Here is a 17,971-nt window from a genome sequence, read left to right as displayed (position 1 = left end):
AAGGCATGTCCGAGAAGGCCTATTACGTCACCACCCCGATCTACTACGTCACGGCTCCGCCGCACATCGGCAGCGCCTACACGACGGTGGCCGGGGACGTCCTGACGCGCTGGCACGCGCAGCGCGGCGAGCGCAAGTGGTACCTGACCGGTACCGACGAGCACGGCGAGAAGGTGATGCGCAGCGCGGAGGCGCAGGGCATGACGCCGCAGGCGTGGACGGACAAGCTGGTCGAGGAGGCCTGGAAGCCGGCCTGGGTGGACGTCGACATCGCGTACGACGACTTCATCAGGACGACCGAGGAGCGGCACACCGAGCGGGTCCGCGAGTTCTGGCAGAAGTTGTACGACAAGGGCGACGTCTACAAGGGCGAGTACGAGGGTCTGTACTGCGTGGGCTGCGAGGAGTTCAAGCTGCCCACGGACATCCGGACCGACGAGGACGGCACCCAGCGGTGCATGATCCACGGTACGGAGCTGGAGACCGTCTCGGAGACGAACTACTTCTTCCGGCTCTCGGCGTACGGCGACAGGCTGCTCGAGCTGTACGAGTCGCAGCCGGACTTCGTGGCGCCGGCGAGCGCGCGCAACGAGGTGATCGCGTTCGTGAAGCAGGGCCTGCAGGACCTGTCGATCACCCGGTCCACGTTCGACTGGGGCATCCCGGTCCCGTGGGACGAGGACCACGTCCTGTACGTCTGGATCGACGCGCTGCTCAACTACGTGACCGCCGCGGGCTACGGCACCGACCCGGAGCGCTTCGAGGAGCTGTGGCCGGTCGACGTGCACCTGGTCGGCAAGGACATCCTCCGGTTCCACGCGGTGATCTGGCCGGCGATGCTGATGGCCGCCGAGGTCGCCGTACCTCGCCAGGTGTTCGCCCACGGGTGGCTGCTGGTGGGCGGCGAGAAGATGAGCAAGTCCAAGCTGACCGCGATCGCGCCGCACGAGATCACCGACCACTTCGGCTCGGACGCCTTCCGGTACTACTTCCTCCGGACGATCCAGTTCGGGTCGGACGGCTCGTTCTCGTGGGAGCACCTGAGCGCGGTCTACACCTCCGAGCTCGCGAACGGCCTGGGCAACCTGGCCAGCCGGATCGCCGCGATGGTCGGCAAGTACTTCGACGGCGCGCTGCCGGAGCCGACCGACCACGGACCGGCCGAGCAGGCGCTGGCGGACAAGCTCGCGCAGACCGTCGCGACCGCGGACCGGGCGCTGGACACGCTCGCGTTCCAGGACGCGCTGGCCGCGATCAACGAACTGGTTGGTGCGGTCAACGGGTACGTGACCGAGCAGGAGCCGTGGAAGGTCGCCAAGGACGAGTCCCAGCGGGCCCGGCTCGCGACGATCCTGTACTCGGCGGCCGAGGTACTGCGGGCCGTCGCCGTGCTGCACAACCCGACGATGCCGAAGTCGTCGGCCAAGCTGTGGGAGCTGCTCGGCGCCGAGGAGAAGCTCGGCGCACTGGCCGACCAGCGGGTGCAGGACGCCGGCACCTGGGGCCAGCTCCCGGCCGGGGCGACGCTCACCAAGGGCGACCCGCTGTTCCCGCGGCTCGAGGAGAACTGATTGCTGCCGCCGTCCGGGAATGCCGGGCGGCGGCGCAGCCTTTCTTGTAGCAACAATCAATTCGAGGAGGCTGTGGCATGCGGGCTGTGGTGTTCGAGGAGTACGGCGATCCCGGGGTACTCCAGGTGCAGGACGTGGCGGAGCCGCACGCGGGCCCCGGTCAGGTGCGGATCAAGGTGCACGCGGCCGGCGTGAACCCGTACGACACGAAGATCCGCCGGGGCTTCACGAAGGACTTCGCACCGGCGAAATTTCCCGCGATCCCGGGGTTCGAGGTGGCCGGTGTGGTGGACGAGGCCGGTGACGGGGCGGAGTTCGCGGTCGGCGACGAGGTGGTCGGCTGGTCGGCCGGCGGTTCGTACGCCGAGTACGCGCTCGGCGGCAACATCACGCTGAAGCCGGCCGGTCTGAGCTGGGAGCAGGCGGTCGGCGTACCCGTGGCCGGCGAGACCTCGCAGCGCGTGCTCGATCTGCTCGGCGTGAAGCCGGGCGAGACGATCCTGATCCACGGTGCCGCGGGCGTGGTCGGCTCGGTGGCCGTTCAGCTCGCGGTCGCCGCCGGTCTGACGGTGATCGGTACGGCCTCGGCCGCCAACCACGACTACCTTCGGACGATCGGCGCGATCCCGGTGGCGTACGGCGACGGCCTGCTCGGGCGGGTCCGCGAAGCCGCCCCGGAGGGCGTCGACGCGGTGTTCGACACCGCGGGCCAGGGCGGTCTGGAGGAGTCGATCGAGCTCCGCGGCGGCACCGACCGGATCGTCACCATCGCCGACTTCGCCGCCGCCAAGCTCGGGATCCAGACCTCCTCCGGCGGCAGCGGGACCCCGGAAGAGGTCCGCGCTGCCCTCGCCACCCAGCTCCAGGCAGCCGCGGACGGCAAGCTCACGATCCGTATCGCCGAAACCTTCCCCCTCACCGACGCCGGCAAGGCCCAATCCCTCAGCGAATCCGGCCACGCCCGCGGCAAGATCGTCATCCTCCCGCAGGCGTAGGCGGACCGCCAGCACTCACCAAGCCGCGCTGCGGAGGCCTCTGTGTGGTGGTCACGCTTGACCGCGGGGCGATGGTGAGTGCTGCTGGTCCGGCCCTCAGGCGTACGTGAACCGGGACGGCGGGGTTGGTACGTCGTCTACGCGGGGGTCCCAGCGGTCTACGAAGTTCACGCCGGCGGGGATCTCGACGCAGGTTGTCGAGGTCCAGCCGCGGGTGAGGGTGGGGAAGTCTGGGACGTCCGGGTGGTAGTGCGGCTTGCCGGTGCCAAGGAGGTCGCGGGCCATGGGGGCCGTACGGGCCTGGTAGCGGAAGTCGGCCGACAGCCTCAGCCGGTTCGTGCGGTTCGGCATTGCGCCGTGGACAGTGAGGCTGCCGAAGAGCAATACGTCGCCTGGCCGGTACGAGGTGGTCCGCCACTCCGGGTGGTTCTCGTCGGCTTCGGCGCGCATCATCCCGGGTCCGTCGGACGCCTTCACCGGGAGTACGCCGAGCCGCGGCGACCCGGCGTACACCCGCAACCCGCCGATCTCGGGCGGCGCCGCACTCAACGGCAGCCAGGTCGTCAGCGTGTCCACGCACCCCTGGATGAATCGGTAGTCCTGGTGGATCGGCGTCGGATGCGCCCCGGGCGACGGCGGCGCGATCCGGCAGATGTGCGCCGGATGCGCGAACGCCTCCTCCCCGAGCAACCGCCCGGCAAGCGTCAGCAGCTCGGGCCGCACCGCGAGCCGGTGAAACGCCTCGGTGCTCTGAATCGCCGTATAGGCCCCGAAGAACCCCGCCGACCCTTCCTCCACAGCCCGCCCCGACGCCATCAGCTCCCGCGGATCAGCGTCCCGCGCCAACCAGTCACTGTCGTACAGAATCCGCGCAAGCTGCTCGTGCACGTCCTCCACCACATCGGTAGGCAACAACCCCCTGAAGAACAGGTAGCCATCCTTCGCCAACCGCTCCCGCAGCACACCGATGTCCTGCACGTCGTCGTACGAATCAGTAAGTTCTTTCACTTGTCATTGCCAATCTTGTCCATCGACTTCGCGATGTCGGTCACCGGGACCTTGTTCAGGTAGAGGTCGTTGACGGTCTTGTCGATCTCGGGGGACTTGGCGGTCCAGCCTTCGGCGATCGGGAGGTTGACGGTGCTGCCGGCGGCCGAGTCGATGAACGGCTGGACGTCGATGTTCTTCTTCTTCCAGAACGCCTGGTACCCGGCGCCGGCGTCGTTCAGCGCCGGGATGACGTACCCCGCGTCGCCCATCAGGCGCTGCGCCTTCTCCGAGCCGAGGAACGCGACCAGCTTGCCGGCCTCGTCGGGGTGCTTGGTCTTCGCGAACATCGTCTCGGCCAGGCCGTTGATCACCACGGTCCGCCCGGCCGGTCCGGCCGGCATCGACGTGACGCCGATCGGGAACTTCACCTCGGGCAGCGCGAACGGCAGCAGCGCGTTGTTCGCCGGGAACATCGCGACCTCGCCGCGGTAGAACATCTCGGTCGCCTGCCCGGTCGGCGGGTTGGTCCGGGTGCCGTCCGGCGACACCTTCCACTTGAACACCAGGTCCCGCGCGAACTGCAGTCCCTCGACGGACTGCGTACCGGCGAAGTCGAACATCCCGTACGGCTTGTCCATCGCGTGGCCGCCGTTCGACGCGATCCAGTTCAGCCACTGCGTCTGGCTGTGGTTCCAGGAGCAGAACCCCCACTGCTTGTCGCCGACCGTCAGCTTGCGCGCGATCTCGAGGAAGCTGCCGGACCCGTCCGGCGCCCAGGTCATCTCGGCAGGCATTGTGATGCCGGCCTTCTCGACCAGCGTCTTGTTGTAGAGCAGTCCGACGATGCCCAGGTCCTTCGGCATCCCCAGTTGCTTGTCCTCGAACCTGTACGACTGCACGACGTTCGGGTGGTACGAGTCGAGCTTCAGACCGGCCTTCGAGATCAGGTCGTCGAGCGGCGCGAGTACGCCCTTGCTCGCGAAGTCCGGGAAGTAGTCGACGGTCAGCCAGAACACGTCGGGCGCCTTGCCGCTCGCGAGTTCGGTGGTGAGCTTGGTCCAATACTGGTCCCAGGGCAGCACCTCCATCCGGACCGTGATGTCCGGGTTCTCCTTGGTGAACTCCGCGAAGACGGTCTTGTACCCGACCTCCTGCTGCTCGTCCCAGAGCCGGTACACCAGTTCGACCTTGCCACCGCTGCTCGCCTTGTTGTCGGACGAGCCGCAGCCGGCCAGCGCGAGCACACTGCCGGCGCCGATCAGAAAAGTCCTCCTGGACAGCGACATCACAGACCTCCGTACTACTTGAGCCCGGTAACGGCGACCGAGCGGACGATGAAGCGCTGGAAGACGACGAACAGGACCAGCAGCGGCGCCAGCGCGATCAGGCTGCCGGCCATCACGGCGTTGTAGTCGACGCCGATCTCCCCCTTGAACAAGGCGATCCCGACCGAGAGCAGTCGCTTGTTCTCGCTGCTGGTGATGATCAGCGGCCAGAGGAAGCTGTTCCAGTTCGCCACCATGGCGAGCGTGGTGACGGTGACCAGGATCGGTTTCGACAACGGCAGCACGATCGACACCAGCGTCCGGACCCGCCCGGCGCCGTCGATCCGGGCCGCGTCCTCGAGGTCCGCGGGAATGCCGCGGAAGAACTGGCGGAGCAGGAAGATCGCGTACGGCGTACCGAGCATCGTCGGCAGCATCAACCCGGCCCACGTGTCGACCAGGCCGAGCTTCTGCATCATCAGATACAGCGGGATCATCGTGACCACCGGCGGCACCATCAGTGTCGACAAATACACCCAGAACAACGCGTCCCGCCCCGGGAACGAGAGCCGGGCGAAGGCGTACGCCGCGAGGATCGCGAACACCACCTGACCGAGGGTGATCCCGGCCGTGACGAGCGCGGTGTTGACCAGGTAACCGCCGAACCCGGACGCGAACAGCCGGTGGAACGCCGCCGTACTCGGTGGCAGCCCCGGCTCCCACGGCATCGTCTCGGACAGTTGCCCGGGACCCTTGAACGCGGTCAACACGGTCAGCAAGTACGGGAAGATCGCGAGCAGGCAGCCGGCTACCAGGACGGCGTACACGAAGATGCGCAGTTTCATCCGGTCACCTCGTAGGTGGTACGGCGTTCGAAGTACACGAACTGGGAGATCGTCGCGATCAGCACGACCGCGAACAGCAGGACGGAGATCGTCGACGCGTAACCGAAGTCGAACTTCTTGAACGCCTCGTCGTAGATCAGGTACGTCGTCACCTCGGTACTGTCGCCGGGGCCGCCTTCGGTCATCACGAAGATCGTGTCGAAGGCCTGGAACGACCCGATCACGTTGGTGATCAGTACGAACAGCATCGTCGGCCGCAGCAGCGGGAGGGTGATCGTGAAGAAGTGCGCGACCGGTCCGGCGCCGTCGAGGGAAGATGCCTCGCGCAACGATCGCGGGATGTTCTGCAGACCGGCGAGGAAGAACAGCATGTTGTACCCGGCGAACTGCCAGATGTGGACCGCCGCGACGCTCGGCATCGCCAGCACCGGCGACGACAACCAGGCCGGGCCGTGGATCCCGAACAGGCCGAGGAACTGGTTCAGCGCGCCGCGACCCGGGTCGAAGATCCAGCTCCAGACGAGACCGAGTGCGACCGGCGTCGCCATCCACGGGATCACGAGCAGAGCACGGAAGTACTTCATCCCGCGGAGCTTGCGATCCACCAGCAGGGCGAGCAGCAGCGAGAGGATCGTCGTACCGGGCACGCAGATCAGGACGTAGTACAGCGTGACCAGCAGCGAGTGCCAGACGCCGGAGTCGGCGAACAACTTCCGGTAGTTGGCGAGTCCAATGAATTCAGGGGTCGAGAGCAACTTCCAGTCGAACAGGCTGAGCCCGAGGACGATCAGAACCGGCGCGAGCAGGAAGCCGAGGACGCCCACCAGGCTCGGGGCGAGGAGTGCGTACGCGGCTGCCGTCTCCCGGCCTCTTCGGTGACGGCGTACAGCGCGGGGTGCGGGCCTAAGCATCGGGATCCTTGAGGGGATGCGGGCGCGGTGAACTCGGGACCAGCAGTTCGCGCGTACGGTCGAGGCCCCAGCGGTCGAGGGCGGCGATCGGGTCGCTGGACATCCGCAGCCCCGGGCCCTGCTCGATGTGCTGCGCCCAGCGCTCGCGTTCCTGGACGTCGGGGCGGACGATCAGGCAGTCGGAGTCGTTCGCCCACCACCGGCCGTGCAGGAACTCGCGCGCGACCGACGTCGACCGGGCGCCGTGCTGACCCGGTTGGCTGATGTCGCCGGACGGTGGTTCGACCAACGGATCGGTGTCGGGGGAGATGCGCATGCAGTCCACCACGCCGAGGCTCGGCAGGATCGGGGCGCCGCAACCGTGCAGGATCCGGTTCGGGCCGACCGCTTCGCGGAGCAGACGCAGGCCGTGCCGGTACGCCGCGATGCCGTCGAGCTGTTCGTACCGCGGCCCGTCGATCGCGCCGGCGTACACGAAATCGAGCTTGAAGTGGTCGTAGCCCTGGCGGCACAGCTCGGTGAAGACGTCGCTGAGGTGCCGTGCGGCGGCGGGACGGGTGACGTCGAGGACCAGTTGCTCCTCGCCCCAGTTCGTCCCGGCGCTGATTCCCGGGACCAGCCAGTCCGGGTGCCTGCGGGCGGTCTCGCTGCCGGTCGCGACCAGGAACGGCGCCACCCAGATCCCGGCGCGCCGCCCGCTGGAACGGATGTCGGCGGCCAGCGTGACGGTCGACCCGAATCCGTCCCGCGGCGTCAGCCAGTCACCTATCGCGCACTGATACCCCTCATCAAGCAGTACTAGGTCGACGCTCAGGTCGTGCTGGTCGAACCTCCGGACCTCGTTCAACACGTCCCGCTCGGTGACCTTCCCCCAGTACGCGTACCAGCTGCACCACGACGGACCGAACACCCGGACCGGCGGTGCACCCGCGCCGAACCTGTCGGCCCAGTCTGCGAGCGCCTGGTTCGGGTTGGTCTGCGAGGTGGTCTTCACCTCGACCTCGCCGTCGGCGCTGATCACGAGCCTGTCGCCGTACACCTCGGCCCGGATCGACGGGATCGCGTCCGGGGTGAGCGCTGCCACCACGACGACCTCGCTGCCGTTGGCGACGGCGAGCAGGCCCTCGCCCTGGAACCGGCCGCCAGAGCCGGCCGCATCGACGCCTGGGCGGTACGCCATCACGTGATGGTTGGGCGCTGTCGGTCGTGGCGGCGGCGCGTCGAGCCGGTACCAGCCGCTCGGGCTCCAGGACTGCCAGCCGTGCTCGAACACCAGGGTGTTCGCGTCGTGACCGAGCTCGGCGACGGGGTGGAAAGGCACGGATCCTCGATTCCCTCGGGTGCAGGATCTTGCTGTGGTGCCGCTAATCTTGAGGCGCCTACGAGGGGATCCACCATGACGGAGCCTGCTGACTTCGAGCACGATCTTGCTACCCAGGTGCTGATCGAGCTGTACAGCGAGATCCCGCCGGCGAGCAAACTCGTGACCGGGCACTTCCACAGCGGTGGCGACTACCGCGTCGTACGGCCCGACGGAGTCGGCAGCTGGTACCTGCTGTACACCGCGTCCGGGACAGGGCGGTACCTGCTCGGTGAGAACAAGCTGATGCTGCGGCACGGCGACGTCGTACTCGTCAGCCCGGGGACGCCGCACGACTACGGAACGGTGGGCACGTACTGGGAGTCGTGGTGGGCGCACTTCCAGCCGCGGCGCGAGTGGCACTCGTGGCTGTCGTTGCCGCAGGCAATGCCCGGGTTGTCGTACGTACGACTGAACCGCTCGTCGGAGACCGACCGGGTGGTGTCCGCGTTCGACCGCCTGCACCGCGACGCACAGCGTGCCGGCCTGTCGCCGACCGGGGACACCTCGTTGAACCTGCTTGATCGGAGCGTCGCGACCGAGCTCACCATGAACGGGATCGAGGAAGTGCTCCTCACAGCTGTCGCCAGCCTGCGCCGCGATACCCAGCACCTGGACGCGCGGGTCCACCTCGTCCTGGAAGCAATCACCGCCGACCCGGCGCGCCCGCACACGCTGACGTCGCTCGCCGGGCTGGCGCAGGTCTCGGTCTCCCGCCTCGCCCACCTCTTCAAGGAGCAGGTCGGCGACTCGGTCATGAACGTCGTACTCGCCCTACGCCTCCAACGCGCCGCCGAACTCCTCGGCGCCACCGACATGACCGTTACCCAGATAGCTGCCGCGGTCGGCTTCGACTCTCCCCACTACCTGACCCGCCAGTTCACCCGCCGCTACGGCATCCCTCCCACCACCCACCGCCAAAGAGCCCGATCCCCGGAACTGGAGCTGTATTGACGCTTTTGTACAAGCGCATGGGGGATGGGAATCGTACGGTCGGGGGAGAGAGGAGTTCACATGACTGGGTTTGTGGCGGTGGCCGAGGTTGATATCGACGCGTCGGCCGCGCAGGTGTGGGACGTTCTGACCAGCCCGGACCGGCTGAAGGAGTTGTGGTTCGGGGCTGAGGTGGAAACGGACTGGCAGGTGGGGAGTCCGATCACCTGGAGTGGCGAGTGGGAGGGGAAGCAGTACCAGGACAAGGGCGAGATCCTCGCGATCGAACCGGGCCACCTGTTGCGCATGACGCATTTCAGCCCGCTCACCGGCCAACCCGACGTACCGGAGAACTACCACACCCTCACCTACACCTTGACCGGCAACACCCACCTGAAACTCGAGCAGGACAACAACGCCAACGAAGACGAGGCCAAGCACTCCCAAACCATGTGGCAAACCCTCGTCACGAAGGTAAAGGAAGCCGCCGAGACCACCAGTGGTGAGAACTAGGTGGCGGTGACTAAGTAACCTGGCACTTATGGGTGTTGAAGGTGTCGAGGTGGGGCGGCCGACTCGGGAGCGGGCGGCGGTGGGGGAGGACGGGCGGTCCCGGGACCGGAGCCGGCCGGCTGTGCCGGATCCGTTGCCGATGAGTGTGGTGGATGCGCATTGCCATCTGGACATCGCGGACGGGGAGGACGGGGTCTGGCTGAGCCCGGCCGAGGCGATCAAGCTGGCCGCTTCGGTAGGTGTGACCCGGATCGTGCAGGTCGGGTGTGATCTGCCCGGTGCCGAGTGGGCCGTCGAGGCCGCTGCGCGGTACCGGAACGTGATCGCCGGCGTCGCCCTGCATCCGAACGAGGCGCCGAAGCTGAAGGCCGCCGGTGAGCTGGACAGCGCGCTGGCCGAGATCGAACGGCTGGCGTCGAGCAGCGACAAGGTCCGCGTGATCGGCGAGACCGGTCTCGACTACTTCCGTACGGGTGCCGACGGGCAGGCCGCGCAGCACGAGTCGTTCGCGGCGCACATCGAGTTGGCGAAGCGCCTCGACAAGACGCTGATGATCCACGACCGGGACGCGCACGAGGACGTACTGCGGATCCTCGACCGCGAGGGCGTACCGGATCGGCTCGTCATGCACTGCTTCTCCGGCGACACCGAGTTCGCCCGCGAATGCGTGAACCGCGGAGCTTTCCTGAGCTTCGCCGGCGTCGTCACGTTCAAGAACGCCCAGTCCCTACGGGACGCACTGGCCACCACCCCCCTCGACCGCATCCTGGTCGAAACAGACGCCCCATACCTCACCCCGTCCCCCTACCGCGGCAAACCGAACGCCTCGTACCTGATCCCCCACACGGTCCGCAAAATGGCCGACGTCCTCAACATCTCCGTCCCCGAACTCTGCGAAGCCCTCAACAACAACGCCAACCACGCCTTCGGAGGAGCCTGGTAGGCGAGGGTTGCGCGGCTGGTCGGCACGATGCCAGGAGGCGGGTGGAGCGTGGTTGTGGTGCTTACGGATGTTGATGTCCGGGCGCGGTTGCGGGCGGAGGTGGCGGTGGGGTGGATGCGGGAGGCCGTACGGGCGAGTTGGGAGGGGCGGCTTCGGACGCCGGCTCGGGTTTCTACTGAGCTTGGGGGTGGGCGGTTGGTTTTTACGACGGGGGCGTTGGAGGGGGAGTGGTACGGGTATCGGTCGTACGACAGCTTCCCGACGGACCCTGGGGAACAGGTGGTCGTGGTCCAGGACTGGCACTCGGGTGTGGTGAAGGGCATTGCCGTGGGCAACGAACTGGGTCCGCGGCGGGTGGGGGCTATCGGGGCGGTGGCGGTTGATGCGCTGGCGGATCCACACGCGAGCACCCTGGGGTTGGTGGGTGCTGGGACGCAAGCGTTCAGTCAGTTGTGGGCTATCGGTGCGGTACGGCAGCTGAGCAGCGTGAAGGTGTTCAGTCGGGACGTTGAGCGGCGGATGTCCTTTGTCAGAAGGGTTTCCGAGGACCTAGGACTGCCCATAGAAGCAGTTGGTTCAGCCCGCGAGGCCGTTGAAGGGGCTGGGATTGTTGTGCTCGCCACGAACAGCGCAACCCCGGTGATCGAGCCGGAGTGGATTGCCGACGGGGCGTTTGTGACGACGTTGGGGCCGAAGCAGGTGGGGCGAGCCGAGTTCGGGCCGGAGTTGATCGATCGGGCGGATCTGGCGGTGACGGATTCGCCGGCGCAGACGTACGCGTACGACCCGCCGTACGTCCTGGCCGGGACCCCGCAGCACGAGCGGCTGGTCGGCCTGGGCGAGGTCCTGGACGAACGGCCAACGAACAAGACCGTGGTGTTCTGCTCGGTGGGGCTTGCCGGGACCGAGGCCTACCTGCTGGCGCGCCTGGTAGACAGTGCGCATGGAGTTCAGTGACGTCGTACGCCGGCGCCGGATGGTACGGAACTACGACCCGGACCGCGCCGTACCGGACGAGATCCGGGAGCGGATCCTGGAGAACGGTCTCCGGGCGCCGTCGGGCGGGTTCAGCCAGGGATGGGCGTTCCTGACCCTGGAGGGGGACGACCGGGAGCGGTACTGGCAGATCTCGGCCGAGAATCCGGACGAGAAGTATGTTGAATGGATCACAGGGTTGCGCCGCGCGCCGCTGCTGATCCTGGCGTTCGCGGACAAGGACGCGTACCTCGATCGGTACACCGAACCGGACAAGGGCTGGACCGATCGGGACGAGGGTCGCTGGACGGCGCCGTACTGGTACGTCGACACCGGGATGGCCGTGCTGCTGATGCTGCAGACCGTGGTCGACGAAGGCCTAGGAGCCTGCTTTTTCGGGCCTCCCGCGGACAAAGTGGGCCGGCTGCTGAAGGAGTTCGGGGTGCCGGAGGGGTTCGATCTGGTCGGGGTGCTGTCGGTCGGATACCGGGCCCCGGACAAGCGGTCGCCGTCACTGAAAAGGGGCCGCCGGACGACCGCCGAAGTGGTCCATCGGGGCCACTGGGACCGTCACACCGCGTAAACCCGCCGTTACACCTTTTTGCGACTCGCCGAACAGGGGATTGGCACTTCCGCTACTTCTTCGTTATGGTCCCGTGATGTTGGCCGGGATCGGGGAAGTTCCCGGACGAGCACAACCCCTCGGCGGGGTCACCAAGTCTGGGCAGCCAGCCCAGCGGCGGCGGCCGGTGCCTGTGCTGTCCCACCCCGTGCCCGGGTAGCCCTACCTGGGAGCGTTAGTGCGTAAGTCCATCATCGTGGCCGTCGGTGCGACGGCTGCGTTAGCCGTCGCGGGTGGCTCCGTGGCCTATGCCTCGAAGAGCAAGACCGTGAGCATCTCCGTCGACGGCCAGGTGCGGAAGGTGCACACCTTCGGCACCACCGTGGCAGACGCCCTGAAGGCCGAGAAAGTTCAGGTCGGTGATCACGACAACGTCGCGCCGTCGCTGAACTCGAAGCTGCAGGACGGTCAGGAGATCGCGGTGCAGTACGGTCGCCAGCTGACCGTGAACGCCGACGGCACCAAGAAGGCGTACTGGACCACGGCCGACAGCGTGAACGAGGCGCTCGCCGACCTCGGCCTGCGGTACGACGGGGCCCAGCTGTCCACCAGCCGGAGCGCGCCGCTCGGCCGCCAGGGGCTGGAGCTGACCGTCACCACGCCGAAGACCGTGCAGATCGTGCACCTCGGCAAGATCGTGACGATCAAGTCGCTGGCGAGCACCGTCGGGCAGGCCCTGACGCAGGCGAAGATCGCCTGGGACGCCGACGACCGGATCACCCCGGCCGCGGCGACTCCGCTGAAGCTGGGCGTGAACAAGATCGGTTTCGTCCAGGTCCTGCAGAAGACCGTGACCAAGACGGAGGCCGTCGCGCACGGCACCGACAAGACCGACTCGGCGACGCTGCTCGTGGGCACCACCAAGACCACGGCCAAGGGCACCGACGGTTCGAAGACCGTCACGTACCTGTACACCTACCTGGACGGCAAGCTGTCGACCACGAAGGTGGTCGCGTCGAAGGTCGTCACTCAGGCGGTCGACGAGAAGGTTCTGGTCGGTACGAAGCCGAAGCCGACCGAGACGACCACCTCGACGACCGACACCCCGACGCCGAGCGGTGGCAGCGGCGCCTGGGACCGGATCGCCGCGTGTGAGTCCGGCGGCAACTGGGCCGCGAACACCGGCAACGGGTACTACGGCGGTCTGCAGTTCGACCACGGCACCTGGGCGGCCTACGGCGGCACGGCGTACGCCAACAACGCCAACGGTGCGTCCAAGGCGCAGCAGATCGCGATCGCGGAGAAGGTCAAGGCCGACCGCGGTGGCTACGGCGCCTGGCCGGTGTGCGGCAAGAAGGCTTGAGCCTGACTGGGGCGGTGGGGCGGGGCTCGCGTTGATACTGACACACTGGCGGCGTGAGCTCGTCTGATTCATCCACATCAGCCGGACCGAGACTTCTCGGTCCGGCTGATGTGCGTTCGCTGGCCGCCGCCCTCGGGGTCCGCCCGACCAAGCAGCGCGGCCAGAACTTCGTCATCGACCCGAACACGGTCCGCCGGATCGTCCGCGCCGCCGGCCTCAGTGCGGGTGAGCACGTGCTGGAGATCGGCCCGGGCCTCGGTTCGCTGACGCTGGCGTTGCTCGCCGACGGGCACCCGGTGACCGCGGTCGAGATCGACCCGCTGCTCGCGCAGGCGCTCCCGTCGACGGTCGCGACGTACGCGCCGCAACAGGCGGCTGACCTGACCGTGGTCGAGGCGGACGCGATGGACGTCGGGCCGGAGCAGATCGGTACGCCGACCGCCTGCGTCGCGAACCTGCCGTACAACGTCGCCGTACCGGTGCTGCTGCATCTGCTCGAGGTGTCGGACTCCCTGCGGCACGGGCTGGTGATGGTGCAGGCCGAGGTCGCGGACCGGCTGGCGGCGCCGCCCGGCTCCCGGACGTACGGCGTACCGTCCGCGAAGGCCGCCTGGTACGCCGACGTACGCCGGGCCGGGCCGATCGGGCGGAACGTGTTCTGGCCGGCCCCGAATGTGGACTCCGGGCTGGTCGCGTTCGAACGCCGCGACCCGCCGGTGACCGCGGCGACCCGGGAGGAGACGTTCGCCGTGATCGAGGCCGCGTTCTCGCAGCGCCGCAAGACGGTCCGCTCCGCCCTGGCCCGCTGGATGCCGGACCGCGACCGCCTGGACGAGATCTTCGCGAGCACCGGGATCGACCCGCAGCTGCGCGGCGAGATGCTCGGCATCAGAGAGTTCGCCGCACTGGCCGGTGCAAGGCACTAGCCTGTCACGCGTGCCACCTTCTGCTGAGGTCACGGTGCGGGCGCCGGCCAAGATCAATCTCGGTCTGTCGGTCGGTCCGCCGCGCCCGGACGGGTTCCACCCGCTCGCCACGGTGTACCAGGCCGTTGCGCTGTACGACGATGTGACCGCCGTACTGCGCGACGACGACGGCGAGGTCTCGGTGGAGATCTCCGGCGACTTCGCGGACGACGTACCGACCGACGAGACGAACCTCGCGGTCCGGGCGGCGCAGCTGCTGCAGGCCGAGTACGACGTGGACGAGGGCGTCGACCTGACGATCCGCAAGACGATCCCGGTCGCCGGTGGAATGGCCGGCGGGTCGACCGACGCTGCCGCGACGCTGGTGGCGTGCAACCGGCTGTGGGGCCTGCAGCTGACCCAGACCGAGCTGCAGCACCACGCGGCCGAGCTCGGCAGCGACGTACCGTTCTGCCTGGTCGGGCACACCGCGCTCGGTCAGGGCCGCGGCGAGCAGGTCACCGAGGTGATGTCCCGCGGGACGTTCCACTGGGTGTTCGCGATCGCCGACGGCGGGCTGTCCACGCCGGAGGTGTACGGCCAGCTGGACCGGATGCGCCCGCTCCGCCGGGTCGAGCCGCCGCACGTCCGCCCGGAGCTGATGTCCGCGCTGCTGTCCGGCAGCCCGAGTGCGCTCGCGGTTGCCCTCAGCAACGACCTGCAGGCGGCCGCGCTGGCGCTTCGCCCGGAGCTCGGCGAGACCCTCCAGTTCGGTCTGGACCACGGCGCCCTGGCCGCCCAGATCTCCGGCTCCGGCCCCACCTGCCTGTTCCTCGCCGCCGACAGCCGCAACGCCGTCGACCTGGCCGTCGACCTCGCCGAATCCGGCCTCTGCCGGATGGTCCGCCAAGCCGAAGGCCCCGTCCCCGGCGCCAGAATCCTCCCGGCCATCGTCAGCCGCTAGGAAAATCGCTCGTCGCCGGGCTCGGGTGGTGTTACCGTCCGAGCAAGTTCTCATCGACTGACAGGAGACCGGGATGCGCCGCGGATCGATCTACCGCATCGGTACTGATCGTTTCGACGCGTTCGCGAGGACTCTTGAAATCTCTGACGATGGGCATTGTTGCGCATGTCGACGCCGGTAAGACCAGCCTGACCGAGCGGCTGCTGTTCGCCGCCGGGGTCGTCGACCGGGTCGGCCGGGTCGACGACGGGGACACCCGCACCGACTCGATGGACCTGGAGCGCCGGCGCGGGATCACGATCCGCTCCGCGGTGGTGGCGTTCCGGCTCGGTGACCTGCCGGTGAACCTGATCGACACGCCGGGGCACTCGGACTTCATCGCCGAGGTGGAGCGGGCGTTGTCGGTGCTGGACGGCGCCGTACTGGTGATCTCCGCGGTCGAGGGCGTCCAGCCGCAGACCCGGCTGCTGATGCGTACGCTGGACCGGCTGCGGATCCCGACGCTGCTGTTCGTGAACAAGGTCGACCGGGTCGGCGCGCGCTACGACGACCTGCTCGCCGACATCCGGCGGCTGCTGACGCCGGCCGCCGTACCGATGGAAACGGTCACGGAGCTGGGTACCCGAGCCGCCGCGGTCGAGCTGCTCGGCCTGCACCGCCAGGAGCTCGGCGAATTGCTTGCCGAGCGCAACGACGACTTCCTGGAACGTTATCTGCAAGGCCCCGTGGACCAGGCCGTCGAGTTGCGGAACCAGGTCGCGCGGGCCGAAGCGCACCCGGTGTACTTCGGATCCGCGATGACCGGTGTCGGCATCGACGAGCTGATCGACGGCATCCGTACCTGGTTGCCGCGCGCCACCGGTTCGCCGGCCGGCGACCTGAACGCCCGCGTCTTCAAGGTCGAACGTGTCGCCGCCGGGCAGAAGCTCGCGTCCGCGCGGATCGTCTCCGGCACCCTCACGGCACGCACACCGGTTGCCGTCCATCCGGTCGACGGCCCGGAGTACCAGGGCCGCCCGAGCGGCATCGAGCTGTACGCCGACGGCGCCCGCACGCCGGTCGACCGCGTCGAGGCGGGGCAGATCGTCGCACTGCGGGGCCTGAAGAGCATCCGGATCGGCGATCAGCTCGGCGTACGTACGCCGTACGCGCAAAGGCTGTTCGCGCCGCCGACGCTGGAGACGGTGGTGAGCGCCCGCGACCGGGTCCGCCTGTTCCAGGCGCTGACGCAGCTCGCCGAACAGGACCCGCTGATCCGGGTGCAGAAGGCTGACGAAATCACGGTCAGCCTGTACGGCGAGGTGCAGAAGGAAGTGATCGCCTCGCTGCTGGAGTCCGAGTACGGCCTCGACGTGACGTTCAGCGAGACGACCCCGATCCACGTCGAACGGCTCAACGGCACCGGCTCAGCGATCCGCGAGATCACCGCGGGTCCGTGGGCGGCCGGCGTCGGCTTCCGCGTCGCACCGGTTGCCGAGGGCATCGAGTACAACCTGGAGGTCGAACTCGGTGCGCTGCCGCGGGCGTTCCACACCGCGATCGAGGAGACGGTCCGGCAGACCTTGCACCAGGGCCTGTACGGCTGGGAGATCCCGGACATCCGGATCGACCTGACCCACACCGCGTACTTCAGCCCGGTGACGGTCGCGGCCGACTTCCGCCGCCTGGTCCCGCTGATCCTGATGCAGGCGATCGCGGAGGCCGGTACGACGGTGCTCGAGCCGTTGAACCACTTCGAGCTGGACGTCCCGCCGGACACCGTCGCGCGGATGATGGCGCACGTCGCCGAACACCGCGGCGTCGTCACGCAGGTGCTGCCGAGCCACCTGGAGGGCACGATCCCGGCCGCGACCACGCACGCGTTCGAGGCACAGTTACCGCACCTCGGCCGCGGCGAAGCACTCCTCGCGACCAGCTTCGACAGCTACCAGCCGGTCCCCGCCGCGCCGCCGATCCGGACGAGAACCGACGGCAACCCGCTCAACGAGAAGCAGTACGTCCTGCACCTCAATCAAAGTCTTTGAGAATGGTGGAGATCTCGCTGACGGTGTCGGGGACGTCCGGGGTGTGGGCGGTGATGCAGAGGAGTTCGCGCAGGTGCAGCAGCGGGAGGCGGTCGCGCCAGCCCGGTGTCAGCGGGTGGATCTCCTCGTACGCGGTGAAGAGGCTTTCGGACAGGTGGCCGTAGATCAGGAGCGTGGCCAGGTCCGCCTCCGGCCAGCCGTAGTAGACCGCCGGGTCGATCATGGCCGGCCCGCCGCTGGGTGACGGCAGCAGGTTGCCGTGCCACAGGTCGCCGTGCAGCAGCGACGGCGGCTGCGGCGGGATCAACTCCCCGAGCCGGTTGGCGACTCGTTCCAGGCGGCGGCGGACGTCGAACGGGAGTTGGTTGTGGCAGTTCGGCTCCTCGAGGTAGCGCAGCAGCCGGTGCTCGGCGAAGAACGCGTGCCCGTCCGTGGACCACGGGTTCCGCTGCGGCAGTACGCCGAGGTAGTTGTCCCGGTGGTACCCGAACCTGTCCGCGGTCTGCCGGTGCTGCAACGCCAGCGCCCGGCCCGCGTCCTGCCAGTACGTCGGCGAAGGTTCCGCCGTACCGAGATCGGTCAGCACGATGAACGTCGGCGTCACCTGGAGGACTGACGGTACGGCGAACCCGCCCGGTGCGCGCAATGCGTCCAGGCCGTCGGCCTCCAACGCGTAGAGGTCCGCCGGTACGTCCTCCTGGGTCTTCACGACCACCGAGCGGCCCCGCGTGGTCCGGACGCGGAAGGTCTTGCTCGCGTACCCGCCTTCGAGCGGTTCGGCGGAGATCGGGTCGCCCAAGGACAGTCCCTCGAGCCAGGCAGAAGTCAGCACTCGGACGATCCTGGCATGCG

General features: G+C 68.2%; 17 protein-coding genes. 11 read left to right on the top strand and 6 right to left on the bottom strand.

Annotated features, from left to right (window positions below):
• Window positions 1-5 precede the first annotated feature (5 nt).
• Window positions 6-1,571: a methionine--tRNA ligase gene (gene metG, locus ACFYRU_RS03470; RefSeq protein ID WP_387652526.1), complete on the top strand. Its 1,566-nt coding sequence runs from the start codon at window positions 6-8 to the stop codon at window positions 1,569-1,571.
• Between the two features lie 77 nt (window positions 1,572-1,648).
• Window positions 1,649-2,566 (top strand): NADP-dependent oxidoreductase, encoded by a 918-nt coding sequence (locus tag ACFYRU_RS03465; protein ID WP_387652525.1) that lies wholly within the window; start codon window positions 1,649-1,651, stop codon window positions 2,564-2,566.
• 96 nt (window positions 2,567-2,662) lie between these two features.
• Here the strand turns inward: ACFYRU_RS03465 and ACFYRU_RS03460 are convergent, their stop codons facing one another.
• From ACFYRU_RS03460 to ACFYRU_RS03440, 5 genes are read right to left on the bottom strand one after another with little or no spacing between them, the layout of a single operon-like run.
• Window positions 2,663-3,574 carry a phytanoyl-CoA dioxygenase family protein gene (locus ACFYRU_RS03460; protein WP_387652523.1) on the bottom strand — a complete coding sequence of 304 codons (912 nt, stop codon included), beginning with the start codon at window positions 3,572-3,574 and terminating at the stop codon, window positions 2,663-2,665.
• Window positions 3,571-4,842 carry an ABC transporter substrate-binding protein gene (locus ACFYRU_RS03455; RefSeq protein WP_387652521.1) on the bottom strand — a complete coding sequence of 424 codons (1,272 nt, stop codon included), beginning with the start codon at window positions 4,840-4,842 and terminating at the stop codon, window positions 3,571-3,573. Before ACFYRU_RS03455 ends, ACFYRU_RS03460 begins: the two co-directional genes overlap by 4 nt.
• 14 nt (window positions 4,843-4,856) lie before the next feature.
• A complete protein-coding gene (locus tag ACFYRU_RS03450; protein WP_387652519.1) occupies window positions 4,857-5,666 on the bottom strand; it encodes a carbohydrate ABC transporter permease in 810 nt (269 codons plus the stop codon).
• Complete coding sequence (locus ACFYRU_RS03445) at window positions 5,663-6,577, bottom strand: carbohydrate ABC transporter permease (protein WP_387652517.1); 915 nt, start codon at window positions 6,575-6,577, stop codon at window positions 5,663-5,665. Before ACFYRU_RS03445 ends, ACFYRU_RS03450 begins: the two co-directional genes overlap by 4 nt.
• On the bottom strand, window positions 6,570-7,898 hold the full coding sequence (locus tag ACFYRU_RS03440) for a glycoside hydrolase family 36 protein (protein WP_387652516.1): 1,329 nt from the start codon (window positions 7,896-7,898) through the stop codon (window positions 6,570-6,572). Before ACFYRU_RS03440 ends, ACFYRU_RS03445 begins: the two co-directional genes overlap by 8 nt.
• A 75-nt stretch (window positions 7,899-7,973) precedes the next feature.
• Here ACFYRU_RS03440 and ACFYRU_RS03435 point away from each other — a divergent pair, with 75 nt between their 5' ends.
• The 9 genes from ACFYRU_RS03435 (at window position 7,974) to ACFYRU_RS03395 (ending at window position 17,119) form a co-directional block, all read left to right on the top strand.
• Window positions 7,974-8,891, top strand: coding sequence for a helix-turn-helix domain-containing protein (locus tag ACFYRU_RS03435; protein WP_387652514.1), 918 nt, complete (start codon window positions 7,974-7,976; stop codon window positions 8,889-8,891).
• A gap of 60 nt (window positions 8,892-8,951) precedes the next feature.
• Complete coding sequence (locus tag ACFYRU_RS03430; protein WP_387652512.1) at window positions 8,952-9,383, top strand: SRPBCC domain-containing protein; 432 nt, start codon at window positions 8,952-8,954, stop codon at window positions 9,381-9,383.
• 28 nt (window positions 9,384-9,411) lie between these two features.
• The gene (locus ACFYRU_RS03425; RefSeq protein ID WP_387652510.1) at window positions 9,412-10,326 is read left to right on the top strand and encodes a TatD family hydrolase; all 915 of its coding nucleotides are present in this window, start codon (window positions 9,412-9,414) and stop codon (window positions 10,324-10,326) included.
• A 27-nt stretch (window positions 10,327-10,353) separates the two neighbouring features.
• Window positions 10,354-11,283, top strand: a complete 930-nt coding sequence (locus ACFYRU_RS03420) for a hypothetical protein (RefSeq protein ID WP_387652508.1) — start codon at window positions 10,354-10,356, stop codon at window positions 11,281-11,283.
• Complete coding sequence (locus tag ACFYRU_RS03415; protein WP_387652506.1) at window positions 11,270-11,884, top strand: nitroreductase family protein; 615 nt, start codon at window positions 11,270-11,272, stop codon at window positions 11,882-11,884. Before ACFYRU_RS03420 ends, ACFYRU_RS03415 begins: the two co-directional genes overlap by 14 nt.
• A 217-nt stretch (window positions 11,885-12,101) precedes the next feature.
• A complete protein-coding gene (locus tag ACFYRU_RS03410; protein ID WP_387652505.1) occupies window positions 12,102-13,226 on the top strand; it encodes a ubiquitin-like domain-containing protein in 1,125 nt (374 codons plus the stop codon).
• Between the two features lie 53 nt (window positions 13,227-13,279).
• Window positions 13,280-14,152: a 16S rRNA (adenine(1518)-N(6)/adenine(1519)-N(6))-dimethyltransferase RsmA gene (gene rsmA, locus ACFYRU_RS03405; RefSeq protein WP_387652503.1), complete on the top strand. Its 873-nt coding sequence runs from the start codon at window positions 13,280-13,282 to the stop codon at window positions 14,150-14,152.
• Between the two features lie 10 nt (window positions 14,153-14,162).
• Window positions 14,163-15,095 (top strand): 4-(cytidine 5'-diphospho)-2-C-methyl-D-erythritol kinase, encoded by a 933-nt coding sequence (locus ACFYRU_RS03400; protein WP_387652501.1) that lies wholly within the window; start codon window positions 14,163-14,165, stop codon window positions 15,093-15,095.
• A gap of 149 nt (window positions 15,096-15,244) precedes the next feature.
• Window positions 15,245-17,119: a GTP-binding protein gene (locus ACFYRU_RS03395; RefSeq protein WP_387652499.1), complete on the top strand. Its 1,875-nt coding sequence runs from the start codon at window positions 15,245-15,247 to the stop codon at window positions 17,117-17,119.
• On the opposite strand, the gene ACFYRU_RS03390 is transcribed toward ACFYRU_RS03395, so the two are convergent.
• Window positions 17,103-17,951, bottom strand: coding sequence for a fructosamine kinase family protein (locus ACFYRU_RS03390; protein ID WP_387652497.1), 849 nt, complete (start codon window positions 17,949-17,951; stop codon window positions 17,103-17,105). The two genes, ACFYRU_RS03395 and ACFYRU_RS03390, sit on opposite strands and share 17 nt — an antisense overlap.
• Between the last annotated feature and the right edge of the window lie 20 nt (window positions 17,952-17,971).

This window comes from Kribbella sp. NPDC004536, from assembly GCF_042873835.1.
In the GTDB taxonomy this organism is placed as follows: domain Bacteria; phylum Actinomycetota; class Actinomycetes; order Propionibacteriales; family Kribbellaceae; genus Kribbella.
This window is presented reverse-complemented; position numbering and strand designations above follow the sequence as displayed.